The organism is Paractinoplanes rishiriensis, assembly GCF_016862375.1.
Classification (GTDB): Bacteria; Actinomycetota; Actinomycetes; order Mycobacteriales; family Micromonosporaceae; genus Actinoplanes; species Actinoplanes rishiriensis.
The window spans coordinates 1-16477 of record NZ_BOMV01000036.1; the positions used below are offsets into that span (position 1 = coordinate 1).

Consider the following 16477-nt stretch of genomic DNA (forward strand, 5'->3'; position numbering starts at 1 on the left):
GCCCTGCCGCCCTGCCCTGCCGCCCTGCCCTGCCGCCCTGCCCTGCCGCCCTGCCCTGCCGCCCTGCCCTGCCGCCCTGCCCTGCCGCCCTGCTTGCGCGGCCCGCCGTCGCGCCCTGTGCGCCTCGCTCGCTCGTTCGCTCGCTTGAGCTGGGCGGTGATGTTGCGCTTTGTGCGTTGGGGGTTCTTGCGCTTTGACGCCATGGGCGGGGGTGACCCAAGACTGACTGCACCCCATCTATGTCTGTCTTGGGTCACCCCCGCCCATGTCTTGCTTGGTGGTCTCTCGCTCTGGGCGGTGGGTCGCCCGCTGGTCCGTGCTTGGGCCGCCTGGGCGGTCCCCTTGCTGCGGGTGGTCTGGCTGCCGCGCCGGTGGTGCGCCAGGGGAGGCGGGTCACGCAGGCCAAGGTTGGCGCGTGGTGTGCTGGGACGAACCGCGCCGGTTGCGGGCCGCTCCGCGGCGACTCTGGTTACGCATACCCCGATCTCACGCTCCGCCGGGTGGGCGGCGGCGACCCTGGTTGCGCATTGCCGATTACGCTCCGCCGGGGCGCTGGTTCCGCACCATGGCTGCTCAGCTGCCGGGCTTCCGTCCGGCTCACGTCTCCCGGCCCGCACCCCTCGCCCCTCGGCCCCGGTTCCCACGGCTCGGTTCCCACGCCTCGGCTCCCACTGCCCGGCTCCCACTGCCCGGCTCCCACGCCTCGGCTCCCACTGCCCGGCTCCCACTGCCCGGCTCCCACGGCAAACCAGCTGCCGACATCGACCGGGCCCGAAGCTCGGCTCTGAACACGGTGCCTGCCGGCCGAAATATCGCTTACTCCGTACTTGCTCGGAACCCTCGCTCGCGCTCGGGGATTGACCTCCGGGCGGTTGCGTTTCGGTCGGGTGCGGAAAGCCCGATGACACGATGCGCGGTCACGCCGGCGCCGAAACGTCGGCCAAGCTGGTGGTCAAGCCCGTCGGTCACCGGTGGATCCGGCAGGCGGTCAAGCCGGTGGGTTGGCGGCGGGGGTCACGCTGGCACTATGCCGGTGGTGGCGGGGAGCGCCACGGTGACTCGGGTGTCGTAGGTCAGGGTGAACGCCGTCTGGGCCGCGTCCAGATCGTTCGTCTGGGCGACCACGTTCACGCCGGTGCCGTCGGGGCGGGTGGTCACATACCTGATCTGGATTTCTTGCTCTGCCCAATGCTGGCGGTCGGCGTGGACACGATCTACCAGCGGCCGCAGGTCGTCCAAGGACCACGGCGCGTCGCGGAAGTCGACCTCCACGTCGCCCGCCCACTTGCGCACGGTGGTGTCCAGGTCGGTGTTCGGCTTGCGGTAGATGATCAGGCGGTCGCCGTCTTGTTCTAGGCCGGCGAAGGCGTACCCCCAAAATGCATTTAGCCTTGGACCGATGCGGTTGGCCACCTCGCCGGCCTCCGCATCGCCGGTCGCGCAGCCGCCGAGCAGCGCCGTGATGGCCAGCAGCGCGATGATCGCCACTTTCCGCATCTGCCCTCCCGCCGGCCGGCCGCCTGGGACCGACGTTAACAACGGGCGTCCAAACAGGAACGTGCCCGGCCCGCGGCATCCGCGAGCCGGGCGACAGGCGAGGTCGGCGCGTCCCAGCTCATGCCCACGGTGGAACCGTTGGACACGGGGACCGGTGGTGGATGATCTTTCCGTGATCCGGGACGGCACAGAGGCGCAAGCTTCGCATACTGCTCATTCCACCCGCCGGTAGACAGATCTTGTTGAATCGCTGTTTCGTCGCAAGCTCTCTAGCTCAGCTCGATCGGCGTGGAGCGCTGGTCGACCGCGTTGACCGCGCGGACGGCCACCGTCTGACCAGGGGCGGGGGCGGGCACGATGATCGAGTTGTGGCCGGTCTGGCCGACCACGACGCCGTCGATGAGCGCCTCGTAACCGGCGGTCGGCGGCACGCTGATCTGGTTGACCGGCGGCACCGGCGTCCAACTGAGCCGCAGCAGGCCGGGGGCGGCCGCGCCGGCGGTCAGGCCGGTGGGCGCGGCGGCCGGCTCGTCGCCGCGCCAGACCCGGCCCAGCGTGTTGTACTGCGCGATCGACGCATTGCCGGCCGCGTCGATCGCGCGCACCCAGAAGACGTAGATCCGCGGCGGGAGCGCGGGCGCGGTCGTGTACACGTACCGGTTCTCGGTGACCTTGCGGGACAGCCCGAAGCTCTCATTCACCTCATAGGCGACCGTTCCGCTGTCGTCGGTCGACGGGGCCCAGTTGAGGGTGACTCCGCCAGCAAGATCAAAAGACAATGCACCGGTACGGGTGGGCGACGTGTAATCCTGCGGCACCTCGGGCACCCCGGCGCAGTCCGACCCGTTCAGGACGCAGTTCTGCGGTTCGCCCCGCCCGTCCGCGACCCAGCCGAAGGTGGTCGACGCGCCGGGCTGGATCGTGCCGTTCCACGCCTCGTTCACCACGACGTAGTGGTCGCCGGTGCGGGTGAACACGCCGCCGTACGAACTGGCGGTCCGGGTGCCGGCGGGCAGGTCGAACTCGACCCGCCAACCGTTGAGTGCGGTGGCGGTGTGGTTGGTGACCGTGATGTTGCCGACGTAGCCGGCCGGCCACTCGCCGACGCGGCTGAAGGCGGCAACCGCTGAGGTCGACGCGGCGGTGGCAGCCGCGGTCGGTACCAGAATCGCACCAATAGTTATGGAGAGGACTAACGCGAGACGCGCCGAGGACTTCATATCGAGGACCATATATGGAAGGTTTGCCGGCCAATCCCCCGTTGCGGATGTCGGCGGGTTCCGACAATTTCGCCGTACCCGGCCGGACATGGCGTTTGGCGCGGACCATCGCGTAGCCTGCTCAACCGAGATCACCCCAGACGGAAGGGACCCGCGTGGATCGGCTCTGGACCCGGATCGGCGTGCGCGCCGCCTCCGCCGGCCTGCTGTTAGCCGGCCTGGCCGGCGGCGTTCACCTGGGCCAGGACCGGGACACCCAGCGGCAGGCCGGCGACGTGACCGTCGAGCAGGTCGCGATCAACGAGATGCAACTGCTCAAGCAGCGCCAGGGCGAACAGACCGCCGCCCGCGCGTGGCAGCGCCAGGCCGAGGGCGACGCCGCCGAGAAGGCGTCCGCCGCCGCGCACACCGTTGCCGCAAAGGCCCAGAGCTTCGAAAAGAAGGCCAAGGCCGAACGCAAAGCCGCCGCCGACCGCAAGAAGGCCGAGGAAATCGGCGGCCCGGTCCCGTACCCCGGCCCGATCCCCGAGTCCTGCAACGAGTACAGCGGCAGCCGCGCGATCGGCTGCACCCTGATGCTGGAACGCGGCTTCGCCCTCGACCAGTTCCCCTGCCTCGACAAGCTGTGGAAAAAGGAAAGCGGCTGGAACTACCGAGCCGAAAACCGCAGCTCCGGCGCCTACGGAATCCCCCAGGCCCTACCCGGCAAAAAGATGGCCTCAGCCGGAGCCGACTGGAAGACAAACCCAGCGACCCAGATCAAATGGGGCCTCGGCTACGTCAAGGGCCGCTACGACACCCCGTGCGGTGCCTGGACCCATTTCCAGAACGTCGGCTCGTACTAGACCTCCGGCCCGTCCTGCGAAGAGATAGCCGTCGAAACGAGCGACGTAGCCACCGGTTCGGGCTCAACCACCGCGTCCGGGGACCGAAGTTTCGGCGGCGCCGGCATCCACGGCTTGAGGTTCTGGATGACGTCCTCGTAAAAACCGTCGATGGCGGCCAGCACCGAATCGATGAACGATCCGCGGCCGGCGCCCCGCTTCGTCCCGGCCGGTGAATTGGCCGCAACCCGGAACGACCGGATCTCCTTGCTCGGATCGCCAATCAAAATTCCAGGGCTTTCCCGTACGACTTTGAGCAGCTCAGCATTGCCCGGCCCACGCGAGTAGGCCGCGAACGACTCCAGCCGCACGGTTTCCGGCGCCTCCTTGAGCTGCCGCACCAGCCAGTTGACGCGGGTGGTCGGCCGCCCTTCCCGGGGCGCCTCCACATCCACCTGACAGGTGATCTTCGCGGCCCGCAGGTCGGCGGTCACCGATAGCACTCCCACCGCGCCGGGAATGCGCAGCGCTGCCGTCATGGCCCCGGCGGCGACCAGTTGAGTGGCCAGTGCCTGGGTCCGCGTGACCGGCTCGGCCAGCTCACGCCGCGTCAGGGCGGGCACGATTTCGGCACCCAGCCGCCGGCCCAGCTTGAGCCCGGCGAACCGGACCAGCGCATCGAACCGCCCGGCGATCTCCACCGCCGCCGGATCGGTGGGCCGCAGCGTCCCGGCATTGACCGCCTCACGCAACGGCACCCAACTCGGCCCCATGTCGCTGAATTCCAGGGCACCGGATCGCGGATGTTCGAGATAGCGAATCAGCTCGCCGAGCACCCACGCCTGGTCCGGGTCGGCGACCCCGCGGTATTCCTTCTGCATCACGGCAGCGGTCAGCACTTCCGACCATGGCAGGTGATGCAACGCCACCTTCTTGAGTTTCCGTTTATCGACCGCGGTCGGGTGCTGTCCCGGCACCGGCGGAATCTCATTGGAGATCGTGATCAGCGCGTCGAATCCCTGCTCCCGGGCAATGTCGAGATACCGCTCGAGCTGTTCCGTCTGCAGCTCGCTGCTCCCCGTCTTGACCTCCACGAGGGCCGTCCATTGCCGCTGCCCACGACTGACCCGGATAAGCCCGTCCGGGAACGCCTTCCCATCGCCGAGCCGGAACGGAACCTCGATGAACGTCTGTACCGGCCCCGCCGGCGCACCGAGCGGCTGCGTCAGCGACCGCCCGAACTCCCGAACCGCACTCATCACCGCGAGCAGAGCCGACGTAGCCCGCCGCTCCTGTTCATCAGCACCGTTGATCCCCGAGGTCGGAATAAGCCGCGCAGCAAGCCAGGTCTCTTCGGACATTGATCACTCCTCGTAACGCAATGTGCACGAAGGTTACGCCCGGATCGACAGCACGCAGAGCTACGGAAAAGCTACAAACGGATGTCCTACCGGTCATCAGTTCATGTCCATCCGTACGCTCACGAAGGCGTACTTGTCAGCTCCACTCCGCCGTCGAGATTCGCGAGTCTTGTGCCGACGGCGGCAGAGAGCTGACGGACTGCCGCTCCGAGCGGCGAGGTGATCACGAGCCGCCGCAGCCGCCGCCGCAGCCGTGGGCGCCTCCGCCTCCGTCGCCCGGGTAGCGGCCGTATTCGCTGCTCGGCATCCAGCGGCCGCGGAAGCCTCGGCCCGGGCCGGCGATGTGCTGCAGGCATATCGTGCCGGGCATGTCGTGGCACTGGCCGCGGCCGCCGCAGTCGGCGAGGTAGCGACGGCCGCCGGTGATGCCTAGGTCGGCGTCCACCCGGAAGAGCAGCGGCAGCCGGCCGGCCTCGTCCTGTTGCGCCAACCGGTAGGTCGTCGCGAGACCCGCGGTTTGGTTGTCGGCGGCGCCTTCCGCGGTCATCGCGGATTCGGGGGTGTGGTGCAGGAAACGCACGAACGCGATGTCGCAGAACGCCGCATAGTCGCGGGTGTGCAGGACGTGCTCGTGCCACATGTCGTCGACCACTGCCGAGGGCATGGCCAGTTTTGCCTTCGGATGCCGCGCGACGAGCCGGTACCACTGACGCGTTCCGGACTCGACGATGCCTATTTCCTCGGCGGACAGGGATTGGTGCTGGAGATTGAATCGACTGCGGACGCTGGACGGGAATTCATAGGCGTTGATGGCCGCCAACCGGCGGGCCATTCCGCGGCTTCGTAATCGTACGAGTGTCATGTCGCCAGGGTGCGCCGCCGGGCGCTGATGGCGCAACGAACCTCAGCCACCCGCGCACTGCGGCGGAGCGGACGGCCTGCCCAGCTCCACCAGGTTCTGGTTGATCTCGGTGGTGGTGGCCAGACGCTCGAACGACGGCCCGAGCGTCAAGTCGACGGTCTCGCCGCGCAGTTCCGGGTCGAACGTCATCGTGACGTCGCCGGTCACCACCGCCCGCAGCAACGACGCCGCGCCGATCGTGGCGGGACCGTAGCGCAGCGCGGCCGGTCCCTCCGGCTCCTGGTTGATCGTGCCGGTCAGCACCGTGACGTCGCGGGCACGCAGCTCAGAAACCGCCGTGTCGACCAGGCCGGCAGGCGCCCCGCCGTCGAGCACCCGGACGTGAACTTCGGCGAAGCTGTCCGGCAGGGTGACGACGCAGTTCAGGGTGTGACCCGTCCCAGCGGTCGGTGCGGTTCCTCCTTGCGGCCGGAGGAAGGCGACGCCTGCCGTTACGGCCACGACGGCGGTCGCTGCCACCGCCGCGGCCATCTGCCGGCGGCCCCGGGTGCGGCCGCGAGCACGGACCGCGGCGGCCGGCGCGACCGGGAGGTCCCGCACGTCGGTCTCCAGCTCTCGCAGTCGTTCATGCACGGGACGTGGCATCGCTGTTCTCCTGATCCTGTTCGCCCAGCAACCGGGCAAGGGTGGTTCGGGCCCGCGACAGCCGCACCTTGACGGTCCCCTCGGGGGCGCCGACAAACTCGGCGATGTCGCGAACTGACATGTCCAGCAGGTAGTGCAGGGCGATGACTTGGCGCTGCGGCTTCGGCAGCCGTTGCAGCGCCTCGACGACGGCGACCCGGTCCGGTGACGGGCTGCCGGTCACTTCGGCCGGTGGCCCCATCCGGGCCCGGGCCGCGAGCCAGCGCCGCAGACCGCGCCACCGGTTGATCATCAGTCGCCAGGCAACGGTCCGCACCCACGCCTCGGGGTCGTCGTAGCCGCCCACCCGCGACCAGTGCTGCCACGCTCGCGCGAAGGCTTCCTGGGCGACGTCCTGCGCCTCCGCCCGGTCACCGCAGGCGGCATAGAGGTAGAGCACGACCCGCCGAACCGCCGCGATGTAGAAGGTGTCGAAGTCGGCGCTGTCGCTGCCCGCCATGATCCCGCTTCCCGTTGGTACCTGCACACCTGATAACACACCGCAGCGGAGCTTCTGGTTACACCGGCGACGTGGGCGGTCGGGCGCTCGCCGAAACCGGCATCGGCCGCCTCGCCAGTGGCGAAGCGGCCGATGTGGTGGCAAATGCTACGAGGTCCCGGCGGCTTGATGGCTGAGCTCGTACGTGGCGTCCGCGCCCGCCGCGTTCAGGAGCACCGTCAGCGGCCCGGCCGGGAGCCGGCAGGTCGCGGTGCGCTCGGTGTAGGTGCCGGTCGGGCCGCAGTACCGGATCCCACTGGCGTCGAAGACCGAGAGGTGGGCGCCGCCCGTCCCGGAAACCCGGCGCCAGGAGAACGCCTCGGTGGCGCCGTGTCCGTCGGCGGGGATGCTGCGGCAGACGACGAACTCGTCGGCGGTGGTCGTCACCGCCGTGCCGTCCAGGGCGGGACAGGACGGTGGCCCGTCGACCCGGACGAACCGCGCCGCGAACGGAGCCGGCGCCTGTTCCTCCTGCTCCGACAGGATCGCGAAGAACGGCGCGGTGCCGGTCAGCTCGCAGCTGGTCTGCCGCAGCTGATACGTCGAGTCGCAGAGATAGTTTCCGGCCGAGTCCACGACGTAGGTGAACGGGTAAAGCTGGTCGGCGGGAACCAGTTCGGCGACGCGCGCCCCGGCCGGCTGCGCGAGTTGCACGCAGAAGTACTGCCCCGGATCGGTGAAGGCCCCCTTATAGAGCTCCTGCGACAGGACCGGGCATCCGGCCGGCCGTGCGGGCAACACGCTCGTGACGTAGACGAAGTCGTTGTCGATGACCGGGGGCGACTGCCCGTCGATCACCACCGTGTAATCGCCGGCCGCGGTGAACTCGCAGTAGCTGCTGTCGTTGCAGATCCGGTGTCCCGTACGGTCGTAGACCGCCGCGTATTTCCGGTAGTTCTCGGCGTCGTACAGCCGGATCTGGAGGATGCCCGCCTCGGTGACCCGCAGCGTCCGGCAGCGGATCGGCCCGGCCGCACCGGCCGGCGGTGCGTTGAATGCGCCGACGCCGACCACCGGGCATCCGCTCGGCGAGGTCAGGCTGCGGACCTGCACCTTGTACGAACTCTCGGTGGGTACCCGGTCCAGGAGCGAGACGGCCCGGTACGTGCCGTTGGCCGGCAGGGCGCAGCCGGTCTCCTCGCTGTGGACGATGCAGAGCGCCTGACCGGTGCTGTCGACCAGCATGGTGAAGACCATGTTGTAGGTGATCGGCGACGAGTAGACCACCACCCGCTGACCCGCCGTACCCCGGAACTGCTGGCAGTTGGCCTGCACCCCGGACGTCGCGGTCAACAGGGAGGCGGCCTGGTCCCATCCCAGCGACGTGCGCGTGGAGCAGCCCGCCGACCGGTAGAGGGCCGTCACCGCGATCGCGTAGGTGATCGAATTCCAGTCCTGGTTACTGGTGATGACCGTGTAGGCACCCGCCGCCGGCAGGTTGCAGGACCAGGAGTTCGAGTGTTTGTCGCAGACCTGTCGGCCGGCGTCGTCGAAGACGGTCCACCAGATCGACTGGTCTTCGTCGATGCGGACCAGCACGCCACCGGTGGCCGGCGTGCGCAGCTTGTGGCAGGCGACGGTGCCCTGCCCGGCCAGACTGCCGGTGCCGGCCCCGCTGCCCGGGTCACCGAACGGCACCGGCCGCAACACCGGGCATCCGACCGACTGCGTGATCCGGGCCATCCGCAACGTGTAGGTGGCGGCGCTGCCGTAGCCCTCGTACGTCATCACGTGGTAAGGCCCGGGCGAGGTCAGCGTGCACTGGTAGGCGTCCCGTATCGGGCAGACCGGCTGGAAGGAGCCGTCGAGGATCTCGCCCCGGACGTCGCCGGTCGAGTTGGTCGGCCACATCTGCAGCACCGTGCCGGCCGGCTGGTCGAACTTGTAGCAGTCGCCTGCCGACCCCTTGACCAGATCGCCGGCGCGTCCCCCCGAGGCGAAGGAGAAGAACCCGTTGCCGAGCGTCCGGCAGGCGGCAGGTGTCTTCCTCGACTGCACCGCGAACGTGTAGGCGACGTCGCCGACACCCCAGGACAGCGCCACCAGCACCGTGTACGTCCCGGCCGCGCCGAGCTGGCACGTCCCCGGGTAGGTGCCGAAGTAGCAGAGGTAGTTGCCGTCGGCGTCGTAAACCTGAGCGCCGGCGTAGTCCAGATTTTCGCCGTTGCTCACCTGCGTGAACGTCCCGTGCAGCACGTCGTCGTCGACGGTCGTGACCACCGTGAACGTATCCTGCCGGCTCCCCGAGAGGGACGAACAGCTGTAGACCTCGAGGAGCTTCATAACGCCGCCGCACCCGGCCGGCGCCGCCGCACCCTGCTTGTCGACGGCGGCCGCCACCGGCGGCCGGGCTCCCGGTTTGACGTTGACCCGCTTCGGGCTCAGGTCGCTGGTGGGCACCGGCTTGGGTTTGGCCGTAGCACCTCCCGGCCCGGGCTTCGGACCCGAAGTCGGAACAGGTTGCGGAGCGGCCGGTGCGCCGGCGGACGCTGCGGCCGCCGGCGCACCGCCGCTTACCACAGAAGACAGAACAAGCGCGCAGACCAACCCCACCAGACCTGGGCGCACGGTACTTCGTCCGAACATGATGATCCCCCCGGAAGCTCCACACCAGACGTGGAGCCCCCGGATGATGACACGCTCATCAATACCGTGACAACGCTGATTGCCCTCCTCAAGAGCTGTCCCGAACGGGTTCGTCCCAGTCGATGTGATGCTCGTAGATCCATTGGCTGGGGTCGTTGCCGGCGCGGGCCATGCGCTTCATCGCCAGGCTCATGACCAGGTCGCGCGGTAGCCGGGCCACCGGGCCGAGCGCCTTCCAGCCGCCGGTCCGTTTTCCTTGCTCCACCACGCGTTCCACACGTTCGCGTCGTAACGATTCATAGGTGGTGAACGCGGCGCTGATGCTGGGGGCGTCACGCAGGCATTTGGCCAGCACGACGGCGTCCTCGATGGCCATGGCCGCACCCTGTCCGATCGAGGGGGCGGTGGCATGCGCGGCGTCCCCGATGATGATCATCCGGTCCCGGTGCCACCTCGACACGGTAGGAAGGTCGTAGGTGTTCCAGCCAACAAAGATCTTGTCGGTCGCCGCGATGATGTCCACGGCGGGCCCGCGATCCTGCCGGAACAGGCCGGTCAGGCGGGTACGCCACTCCTCCGGAGCGATCGCGGCCAACTCGGCCGGGGTGGGTTCGGTGGCGCAGGCCGGATTCGCCACCCACCAGACTTCGCCGTTCGGATGCGACGTGTATGCCATGAAGCAACGCCTGCCGAAGAGCGCGTTCATCACACCCGGCTCGCTGCCGGACGAGATGCCGCGCGCGTAGCCGCCGGTGTTGAGCAGCCCGGTGTACCGCGCGCCCGGCGCGTCCGGGGCAATGACCTCGCGGGTGCGCGACCGCAGCCCGTCGGCACCGATCAGCAGGTCTCCGGTGGCCACGGTGCCGTCGGCGAATCTCGCCAGCACCCCGTCGCCGGTAGTTTCCGCGTCGACGAGTTGCTTCCCGTGCTCGATGCGCACGCCACTGCTGACGGCCCGTGCGCGGAGTGCGCGGTACAGGTCGGCACGCTTGACGGTCCGGCTCACCATGCCGCCCGAGAGGGTCGTGCCGTAGGGCAACTCGCCGAGCTTGCGTCCGGAACCGCTGCTGATCGTGATTCTCGGCGTGTCGAAGCCGAGGTCGCTGACGTCGAGATCCAGCGCGCGCATTGCGTCAAGCGCGTTCACCGCAAGAGTCAGAAAGACGCCCGCGTTGTCCGCGGTCCTTTCGTAAGCCTCGTAGACGACCGCCCTGATCCCCGCCTTGTGCAGGGCGATCGCGCTCGCGGACCCGGCGATGCCCGCGCCGATCACCATTGCTGTGTATGCCATACACAGCAGTGTATGGGGTACACAGGCCGGGTGTGCAAGCCCTCGGCGAGCACGAATAATGTGGAACGATGAACGACAAGATGCCGGCCGGCCTCGAGCTGCTCTGGGGTCGACTTGACGGGCCGGCTTCGGAACCCCGGCCGGGGTTGAGCCTGTCCCGCATCGTGCGCGCGGCAGTGGAGGTGGCCGATGTCGGCGGCCTGGATGCGGTGTCGATGGCCAAGATCGCCGAACGACTGGGCTTCACCACGATGTCGCTCTACCGGCACATCAAGAGTAAGAACGAGTTGCTGCTGCTGATGCTGGACATGGTCACGGCCGCACCCGCCGAACTCGACGAGCCTGGCGACGACTGGCGGCTCGGCCTCCTGCGCTGGTGTCGGGCGCAATGGGTGATGCTGCACGCCCATTCCTGGATCGTGCATCTACCCATCACCGGGCCGCCGATCACGCCCAACCAGTTGGTGTGGACCGACCGCGCCCTGCGTGTGCTGCGCGACACCGGGCTCACCGAAGCCGATAAAGCCGGCGTCGTCCTGCTGATCGCCAACTACATGCTCAGCACCGCGCGGTTGAATACGAATCTCGGTCCGGCCGCTTCGGGAGAATCGGTCGCGGCCTACAGCGCACTACTCGGTGGCCTCGTCGATGCGAAACGGTTTCCCGCACTTCGTACGGCCATCGACGCGGGCGCATTCGACTATCCACCGGACGCCACCGAGGATGAGCGGCAGTTCGACTACCGATTCGGCCTAAACCGCATCCTGGACGGCGTGGCAGCCCTCATCCGGAGCCGCGCCCGCTGAAGACGGAAGCCAAGCGACGAATAAGCCCGGACGACGAAACTGCCATCAAGGCGACCGACGGCCCCGCCGAGGTACGCAGGATCAACCGCAGCCAGCCGCCCAACCCGCACACAGCCGCCCAACCCGCACACAGCCGCCCAACCAGCACACAGCCGCCCAACCAGCACCACCACACCGAACCGCAACCACCACACCGCGGGGCGTCCGGGGGCTCGGCCCCCGGAGCAGACATACCGGAACGGCCCCCTGTTCGCGCTTTCTGCGAACAGGGGGCCGCCACGCCGTGGAGGTGCCGGGAATCGAACCCGGGTCCTTCGTTGTTTTGTCAGGGCTTCTCCGAGCGCAGCTCACTATGCCTCTACTCGGCCCTACCGTTCACGTGAGCGAGTTGGTATGACGGGCCCAGTCGCTGATTAATCTCGCCGTGCGGCCCCCGCGACCGGGGCCGGTTGGCCAACCTCCTAGCTGATGCCGGAAATCTGGGACGGAGGTGCTCCCAGCCCGACAGACTCACTACTCGCCTCAGGCGGCGAGAGCGAAGTCAGCGCGATTAGTATCGGCGCTTATTGGTTTCCGACGACCGATTCTCGAGACGACGTCGGCTTCCTCGGCTCGCTTCCCCTGTCTCCACGTACGAAGTCGAAACCAGTCACCCCCATGCCTTGTTACACAGCCCCGCAAGTCTAGCTCACACTGCATCGGCCGCCCACGACGGTGCAGCCAGCGGGGCGGGCGTTGCCGCGGCTCTCCGTGCCGGCCTGGAAGCCGAAGCTGGCCGTCTCACCGGGGGCCAGCGGGCCGCCGGTGAAGGTGAAACTGTCGCCGCCCTGCCGGCCCTCGGCGCTCCACGTGTTGCGCAAGGTGACGTCGTCGTCGCCGCTGTGGGTGACCGTCACCGTCCAGCTGCGCGCGGCCTCGCCGTCGTTCGTCACGCGCGCCATGGCCACGTACCCCTGCTCCCAGCCGGCCCCGACGCGCACGGTGACCGAAAGATCGCGACGGGGCGTCGCGGAGGTCCGCGACGGCGGCGACGGCGACGGCTTGCGGGTTTTCGTGGGCGTCCGCGACGGCGACCGCGACGGGGACAGCGAGGGCGGCAAAGAGGGCGGCGGCGACGGCGTCAAAGAGGGCGACGGCGGCACCACGATGCTGGGACCACGCCCGGCCTGGGCCGGACCCACCGCCCGGGCGGCGATCCACACGACCAGCAGGACCAGTACCGCGGCGGCGGCGCTCAGGAAGATCCGGGCAGCGCGTGCCGGGCGCGCGGAGTGCTTGGGTGGCAACTGCCATCCTTCCGGGGGCAAAGAGGGATCGCCCCGGGACAATACCGGTTACATGCCCTTGCTGCGACGGCCCATCGCACGATTGATCTCACGCTGGGCGTCGCGGGTGGCGAGGTCCTGGCGCTTGTCGTAGCTCTTCTTACCGCGGGCCAGGGCGATCTCGACCTTGGCGTACCCGTTCTGGAAATACACCGACAGCGGGACCAGGGTGGTGCCCTCATCGCGAAGTTTGCCCTGGATCTTCCGGATCTCGTCGCGGTTCAGCAGCAGCTTGCGGACGCGGCGCGGCTCGTGGTTGGTCCACGTGCCCATCGTGTACTCCGGGATGTGCATCCCGTGCAGGAAGATCTCGCCGCCGCTCTCATGGCCGAACGCGTCGACCAGCGAGGCCCGGCCGAGCCGCAGGCTTTTCACCTCGGTGCCGGCGAGCGCCATGCCGGCCTCGTACGTGTCCAGGATGCTGTAGTCGTGGCGGGCCTTGCGGTTGGACGCGACGACCTTGCGTCCCTGTTCGCGTGGCATGCGATCAATGCTACTTGCGGGTCAGCAGAGACAGCCGGGCAGGTAGTGCAACGGGTTCCGGGGCACGCCGTTGAAGCGGGTCTCGAAGTGCAGATGGTTGCCGGTGGACGCGCCCGTGGTGCCGACCCGCCCGATCACCTCGCCGCGCCGCACCCGGTCGCCGACCCGCGCCAGCATCGTCGACTGGTGGCCGTAACAGGTCTGGAACCAGTAGCCGCTGAGCCGCCCGTGGTTGATGCAGGTGTATTTGCCGTAGCCACCGGCCCAGCCGGCCCGGATCACACGGCCGTCGGCGGCCGCGTGGATCGGCGTGCCGCCGCCGGCCGCGAAGTCGGTGCCGGCGTGCAACTGCCACACACGGTAATACGGATCATATCGCTGTCCGTAGTCGCTGGACTTCCAGCCGTTGACCGGCATGAACAGCTTGCCGCCCGCGTACCGGCCGTCGCCGGACTTGATCGACCACCCGTGCAGGGCGGCCCGGATCCGTCGTTCCTGTGCCACCGCGGCCCGGTACTGGGCCAGTACCGTGGCCCGCTGCGCGTTGGCGATCCGCAGCGCGGCCTGCCGCATGGTGGTGAGCTTGACCAGCTCCTGCCGGGCGCGTACGGCCGCCTGCTGGGCGTCCTTGGCCGCCTTCAGCTTCGCCTCGGCTGCCGCCTCGGCCTCCTCCGCCTGCCGCTTGGCGAAACCCGCCCGGTCTTGGGCGGTACGCGCCACCCGCCGCGCGTCGAGCAGCCGCATCACGTCCTGGTGCTGGGACCGCATGAGCTGGTCGACGATGCTGAGCCGGTCCATGATGTCGCCCGGCCCGGTCGCCTCGACCAGCACGTTGATCCGGGAGAAGTTGCTGCCCTTGTAGCTCGCCTGAGCGATCTGGTCGACCCGGTCGCGGGCCGCCGAGAAGTAGTGCTGCGCCTGGTCGTACTCGCCGGCGATCTGGTCATACTCGGCCCGGGCGGCGTTGGCCTGCCGGCCCGCGGTGTTGGCCGCGACGATGGCGGCGGCCACGGCGCCGCGTGAGGTGGCGAGCCGCTGCTGGGCCGCCGGCATGGCAGCGGTGGCGGCTTCGAGCCGGATCGCGGCGGCGCGGGCGCGGGCGGTGGCGCCCTCCAGGACGGCCTCGACGCGGTCCACCGCGCGGGCGGCCCGGCCCGCGGAGTCGTTCTCGGCGGCGGCGCGGCCGGGGACGACCGTCAAACTGACAAGACACGCGCACGTTGCCAGAACGGGCAATACCCGGCTATGTCGACGTTTGGACCACACGGGGACTCACCGTACCCGTACCAACCGCAACTAACTGCCTAAATCGCCCAACGGCCGCGTTCCCGATACGAGTGGGAACGCGGCCGAAGTAACGGCGAAGCGTCAGACCTTCAGGTAGAAGCGCAGCGTCACCCACGCGGTGACGGCGCTGACCACCGCGCCCACGCCGGCCAGCAGCGGCAGCATGAGCCACACGTTGCCGTTCTCGATCGGCGTGAGGATGTTGGTGAGGGCCTGGAGCTTGTTGTCGAACAGGATGAGCTTGCTGGCGAACAGCGCGATGAAGCCCAGGATCGCGCCGATGAGGCCGGCCACCACCGCCTCGAGCACGAACGGCGCCTGGATGAACCAGTTCGACGCGCCCACCAGTTTCATGACGGCGACCTCGCGCCGTTTGCTGTAGGCAGCCACCTGGATCGTGTTACCGACCAGGAGCAACGCCGCCAGGGCCATGAACGCCGCGACCACCAGCGTCATCACCTGGATCGCGTTGAAGATGTTGAACACCTTGTCGAGCAGGGTGCGCTGGTCGATGATGTCCTGAATGCCGGGCATGCCCTGCATCTGGTCGGCGAACGTTTTGTACTGCTCCGGGTCTTTGAGCTTCACCCGGAACGACTCGGGCAGGCTGTTCGGGCCGACCGAGTTGACGAAGTCGGGTGAGTCCGCCCACAGCTCCTTGAACCGCCGGAACGCCTCTTCGCGCGTCTCGTAGGTCTTGTTGGCGACCAGGGTGTTGCCGTCGATCGCCTGGTCGATCGCCTGGCGCTGCGCCTCGGTGACGTCGGTACGCAGGAAGATCGAGACCTCGATCTCGCCGTAGTAGTAGTTCTTCATCTGGTCGACCTGCATGTACAGCAGCACGCTAGCGCCCAGCATGGTCAGCGAGACCGACATGGTGATGATCATGGCGATCGTCATCGTGACGTTTCGCCACAGGCCCACCAGGACCTCGTTGAGGACGTACTTCAAGCGCATCGGGGGGTTCCTTCCGGGACTCCGCGTCTTGCTGGTTTTCTAGGTCGGGGGCAGGTGTTGCAACGGAGCCGGGGCTCAGCCGTAGACGCCGCGGGCCTGGTCACGAACGATGCGGCCGCTCTCGATCTCGATGACCCGGCGCCGCATCTGGTTGACGATGTTGGAGTCGTGCGTGACCATCACGACCGTCGTGCCGGTCCGGTTGATCCGGTCCAGCAGTCGCATGATCTCGATCGAGGTGTCCGGGTCGAGGTTACCCGTCGGCTCGTCGGCGAGCAGAATCAGCGGCCGGTTGACGAACGCCCGGGCGACCGCCACGCGCTGTTGCTCGCCACCGGAGAGCTCGTGCGGGTAGCGGTGCTCCTTGCCGCCGAGGCCGACCAGTTCGAGCACCTCGGGCACGACCCGCCGGGCCACCGCCTTGGTCTTGCCGATCACCTCAAGGGCAAAGGCCACATTCTCGTACGCCGTGCGGTTGGGCAGCAGACGGAAGTCCTGGAAGACGCAGCCGATCGAGCGGCGGAAGTGCGGAATCTTCCACGACCGCAGCGAGGTTACGTCCTTGGCGTTCACCATGACCTTGCCGTGGGTCGGCGCGACCTCGTGCAGGAGCAGCTTGATGATCGTCGACTTGCCGGAACCGGAGGGGCCGATGAAGAAGACGAACTCACCCTTCTCGATGCCCACGCTGACGTCGTCCAGCGACGGGCGAGACGCCTTGGGGTACGTCTTCGTCACGTTCTCGAGCTGAATCACGGGAACGGAGTCTACGCGGTGTAACGAAAACTCCAACCC

The 16477-nt window shown here is 68.4% G+C and carries 15 protein-coding genes and 1 other RNA gene; 2 read left to right on the forward strand and 14 right to left on the reverse strand.

Features of this window, described 5'->3' with window-relative positions:
- Positions 1-1014: 1014 nt before the first annotated feature.
- On the reverse strand, positions 1015-1488 hold the full coding sequence (locus tag Ari01nite_RS16370; protein WP_203782116.1) for a hypothetical protein: 474 nt from the start codon (positions 1486-1488) through the stop codon (positions 1015-1017).
- 278 nt (positions 1489-1766) lie between these two features.
- Positions 1767-2717 (reverse strand): cellulose binding domain-containing protein, encoded by a 951-nt coding sequence (locus Ari01nite_RS16375; protein ID WP_203782117.1) that lies wholly within the window; start codon positions 2715-2717, stop codon positions 1767-1769.
- A 155-nt stretch (positions 2718-2872) separates the two neighbouring features.
- Between Ari01nite_RS16375 and Ari01nite_RS16380 the strand changes: the two genes are divergently transcribed.
- Positions 2873-3562, forward strand: a complete 690-nt coding sequence (locus Ari01nite_RS16380) for an aggregation-promoting factor C-terminal-like domain-containing protein (RefSeq protein WP_203782118.1) — start codon at positions 2873-2875, stop codon at positions 3560-3562.
- Here Ari01nite_RS16380 and Ari01nite_RS16385 read toward each other — a convergent pair.
- The 6 genes from Ari01nite_RS16385 to Ari01nite_RS16410 all read right to left on the reverse strand — a co-directional run bounded on the left by Ari01nite_RS16385 (position 3559) and on the right by Ari01nite_RS16410 (position 10824).
- The gene (locus Ari01nite_RS16385) at positions 3559-4902 is read right to left on the reverse strand and encodes a stress response protein (RefSeq protein ID WP_203782119.1); all 1344 of its coding nucleotides are present in this window, start codon (positions 4900-4902) and stop codon (positions 3559-3561) included. The genes Ari01nite_RS16380 and Ari01nite_RS16385 overlap by 4 nt on opposite strands.
- A 223-nt stretch (positions 4903-5125) precedes the next feature.
- Positions 5126-5722 carry a glycine-rich domain-containing protein gene (locus tag Ari01nite_RS16390; protein WP_203782120.1) on the reverse strand — a complete coding sequence of 199 codons (597 nt, stop codon included), beginning with the start codon at positions 5720-5722 and terminating at the stop codon, positions 5126-5128.
- Between the two features lie 84 nt (positions 5723-5806).
- On the reverse strand, positions 5807-6409 hold the full coding sequence (locus Ari01nite_RS16395; protein ID WP_203782121.1) for a LytR C-terminal domain-containing protein: 603 nt from the start codon (positions 6407-6409) through the stop codon (positions 5807-5809).
- A complete protein-coding gene (locus tag Ari01nite_RS16400; RefSeq protein WP_203782122.1) occupies positions 6390-6908 on the reverse strand; it encodes an RNA polymerase sigma factor in 519 nt (172 codons plus the stop codon). The genes Ari01nite_RS16395 and Ari01nite_RS16400 overlap by 20 nt, the downstream gene beginning before the upstream one ends.
- A 147-nt stretch (positions 6909-7055) precedes the next feature.
- Positions 7056-9347 carry a hypothetical protein gene (locus Ari01nite_RS16405; RefSeq protein WP_203782123.1) on the reverse strand — a complete coding sequence of 764 codons (2292 nt, stop codon included), beginning with the start codon at positions 9345-9347 and terminating at the stop codon, positions 7056-7058.
- A gap of 274 nt (positions 9348-9621) precedes the next feature.
- On the reverse strand, positions 9622-10824 hold the full coding sequence (locus tag Ari01nite_RS16410) for an FAD-dependent monooxygenase (protein ID WP_239162794.1): 1203 nt from the start codon (positions 10822-10824) through the stop codon (positions 9622-9624).
- A gap of 68 nt (positions 10825-10892) precedes the next feature.
- Between Ari01nite_RS16410 and Ari01nite_RS16415 the strand changes: the two genes are divergently transcribed.
- Positions 10893-11630 (forward strand): TetR/AcrR family transcriptional regulator, encoded by a 738-nt coding sequence (locus Ari01nite_RS16415; RefSeq protein ID WP_203782124.1) that lies wholly within the window; start codon positions 10893-10895, stop codon positions 11628-11630.
- Positions 11631-11911: 281 nt separating this feature from the next.
- Here the strand turns inward: Ari01nite_RS16415 and ssrA are convergent.
- From ssrA to ftsE, 6 genes are all read right to left on the reverse strand, one after another.
- Positions 11912-12287, reverse strand: a transfer-messenger RNA (tmRNA) gene (gene ssrA / locus Ari01nite_RS16420).
- A gap of 26 nt (positions 12288-12313) precedes the next feature.
- Positions 12314-12916: a cellulose binding domain-containing protein gene (locus tag Ari01nite_RS16425; RefSeq protein ID WP_203782125.1), complete on the reverse strand. Its 603-nt coding sequence runs from the start codon at positions 12914-12916 to the stop codon at positions 12314-12316.
- Between the two features lie 48 nt (positions 12917-12964).
- Positions 12965-13438 carry an SsrA-binding protein SmpB gene (smpB, locus tag Ari01nite_RS16430; protein WP_203782126.1) on the reverse strand — a complete coding sequence of 158 codons (474 nt, stop codon included), beginning with the start codon at positions 13436-13438 and terminating at the stop codon, positions 12965-12967.
- Positions 13439-13459: 21 nt separating this feature from the next.
- Positions 13460-14638: a M23 family metallopeptidase gene (locus tag Ari01nite_RS16435; protein ID WP_239162795.1), complete on the reverse strand. Its 1179-nt coding sequence runs from the start codon at positions 14636-14638 to the stop codon at positions 13460-13462.
- A 168-nt stretch (positions 14639-14806) separates the two neighbouring features.
- Positions 14807-15682 (reverse strand): permease-like cell division protein FtsX, encoded by an 876-nt coding sequence (gene ftsX / locus Ari01nite_RS16440; RefSeq protein WP_203782128.1) that lies wholly within the window; start codon positions 15680-15682, stop codon positions 14807-14809.
- Positions 15683-15757: 75 nt separating this feature from the next.
- Positions 15758-16438: a cell division ATP-binding protein FtsE gene (gene ftsE, locus Ari01nite_RS16445; protein WP_203782129.1), complete on the reverse strand. Its 681-nt coding sequence runs from the start codon at positions 16436-16438 to the stop codon at positions 15758-15760.
- Positions 16439-16477: the final 39 nt, after the last annotated feature.

Coding starts and splice junctions, on each gene's coding strand:
- Ari01nite_RS16375 (WP_203782117.1), bottom strand. CDS start 2,717: ATGAAGTCCTCGGCGCGTCTCGCGTTAGTCCTCTCCATAACTATTGGT.
- Ari01nite_RS16385 (WP_203782119.1), bottom strand. CDS start 4,902: ATGTCCGAAGAGACCTGGCTTGCTGCGCGGCTTATTCCGACCTCGGGG.
- Ari01nite_RS16395 (WP_203782121.1), bottom strand. CDS start 6,409: ATGCCACGTCCCGTGCATGAACGACTGCGAGAGCTGGAGACCGACGTG.
- Ari01nite_RS16400 (WP_203782122.1), bottom strand. CDS start 6,908: ATGGCGGGCAGCGACAGCGCCGACTTCGACACCTTCTACATCGCGGCG.
- Ari01nite_RS16410 (WP_239162794.1), bottom strand. CDS start 10,824: ATGGCATACACAGCAATGGTGATCGGCGCGGGCATCGCCGGGTCCGCG.
- Ari01nite_RS16415 (WP_203782124.1), top strand. CDS start 10,893: ATGAACGACAAGATGCCGGCCGGCCTCGAGCTGCTCTGGGGTCGACTT.
- smpB (WP_203782126.1), bottom strand. CDS start 13,438: ATGCCACGCGAACAGGGACGCAAGGTCGTCGCGTCCAACCGCAAGGCC.
- ftsX (WP_203782128.1), bottom strand. CDS start 15,682: ATGCGCTTGAAGTACGTCCTCAACGAGGTCCTGGTGGGCCTGTGGCGA.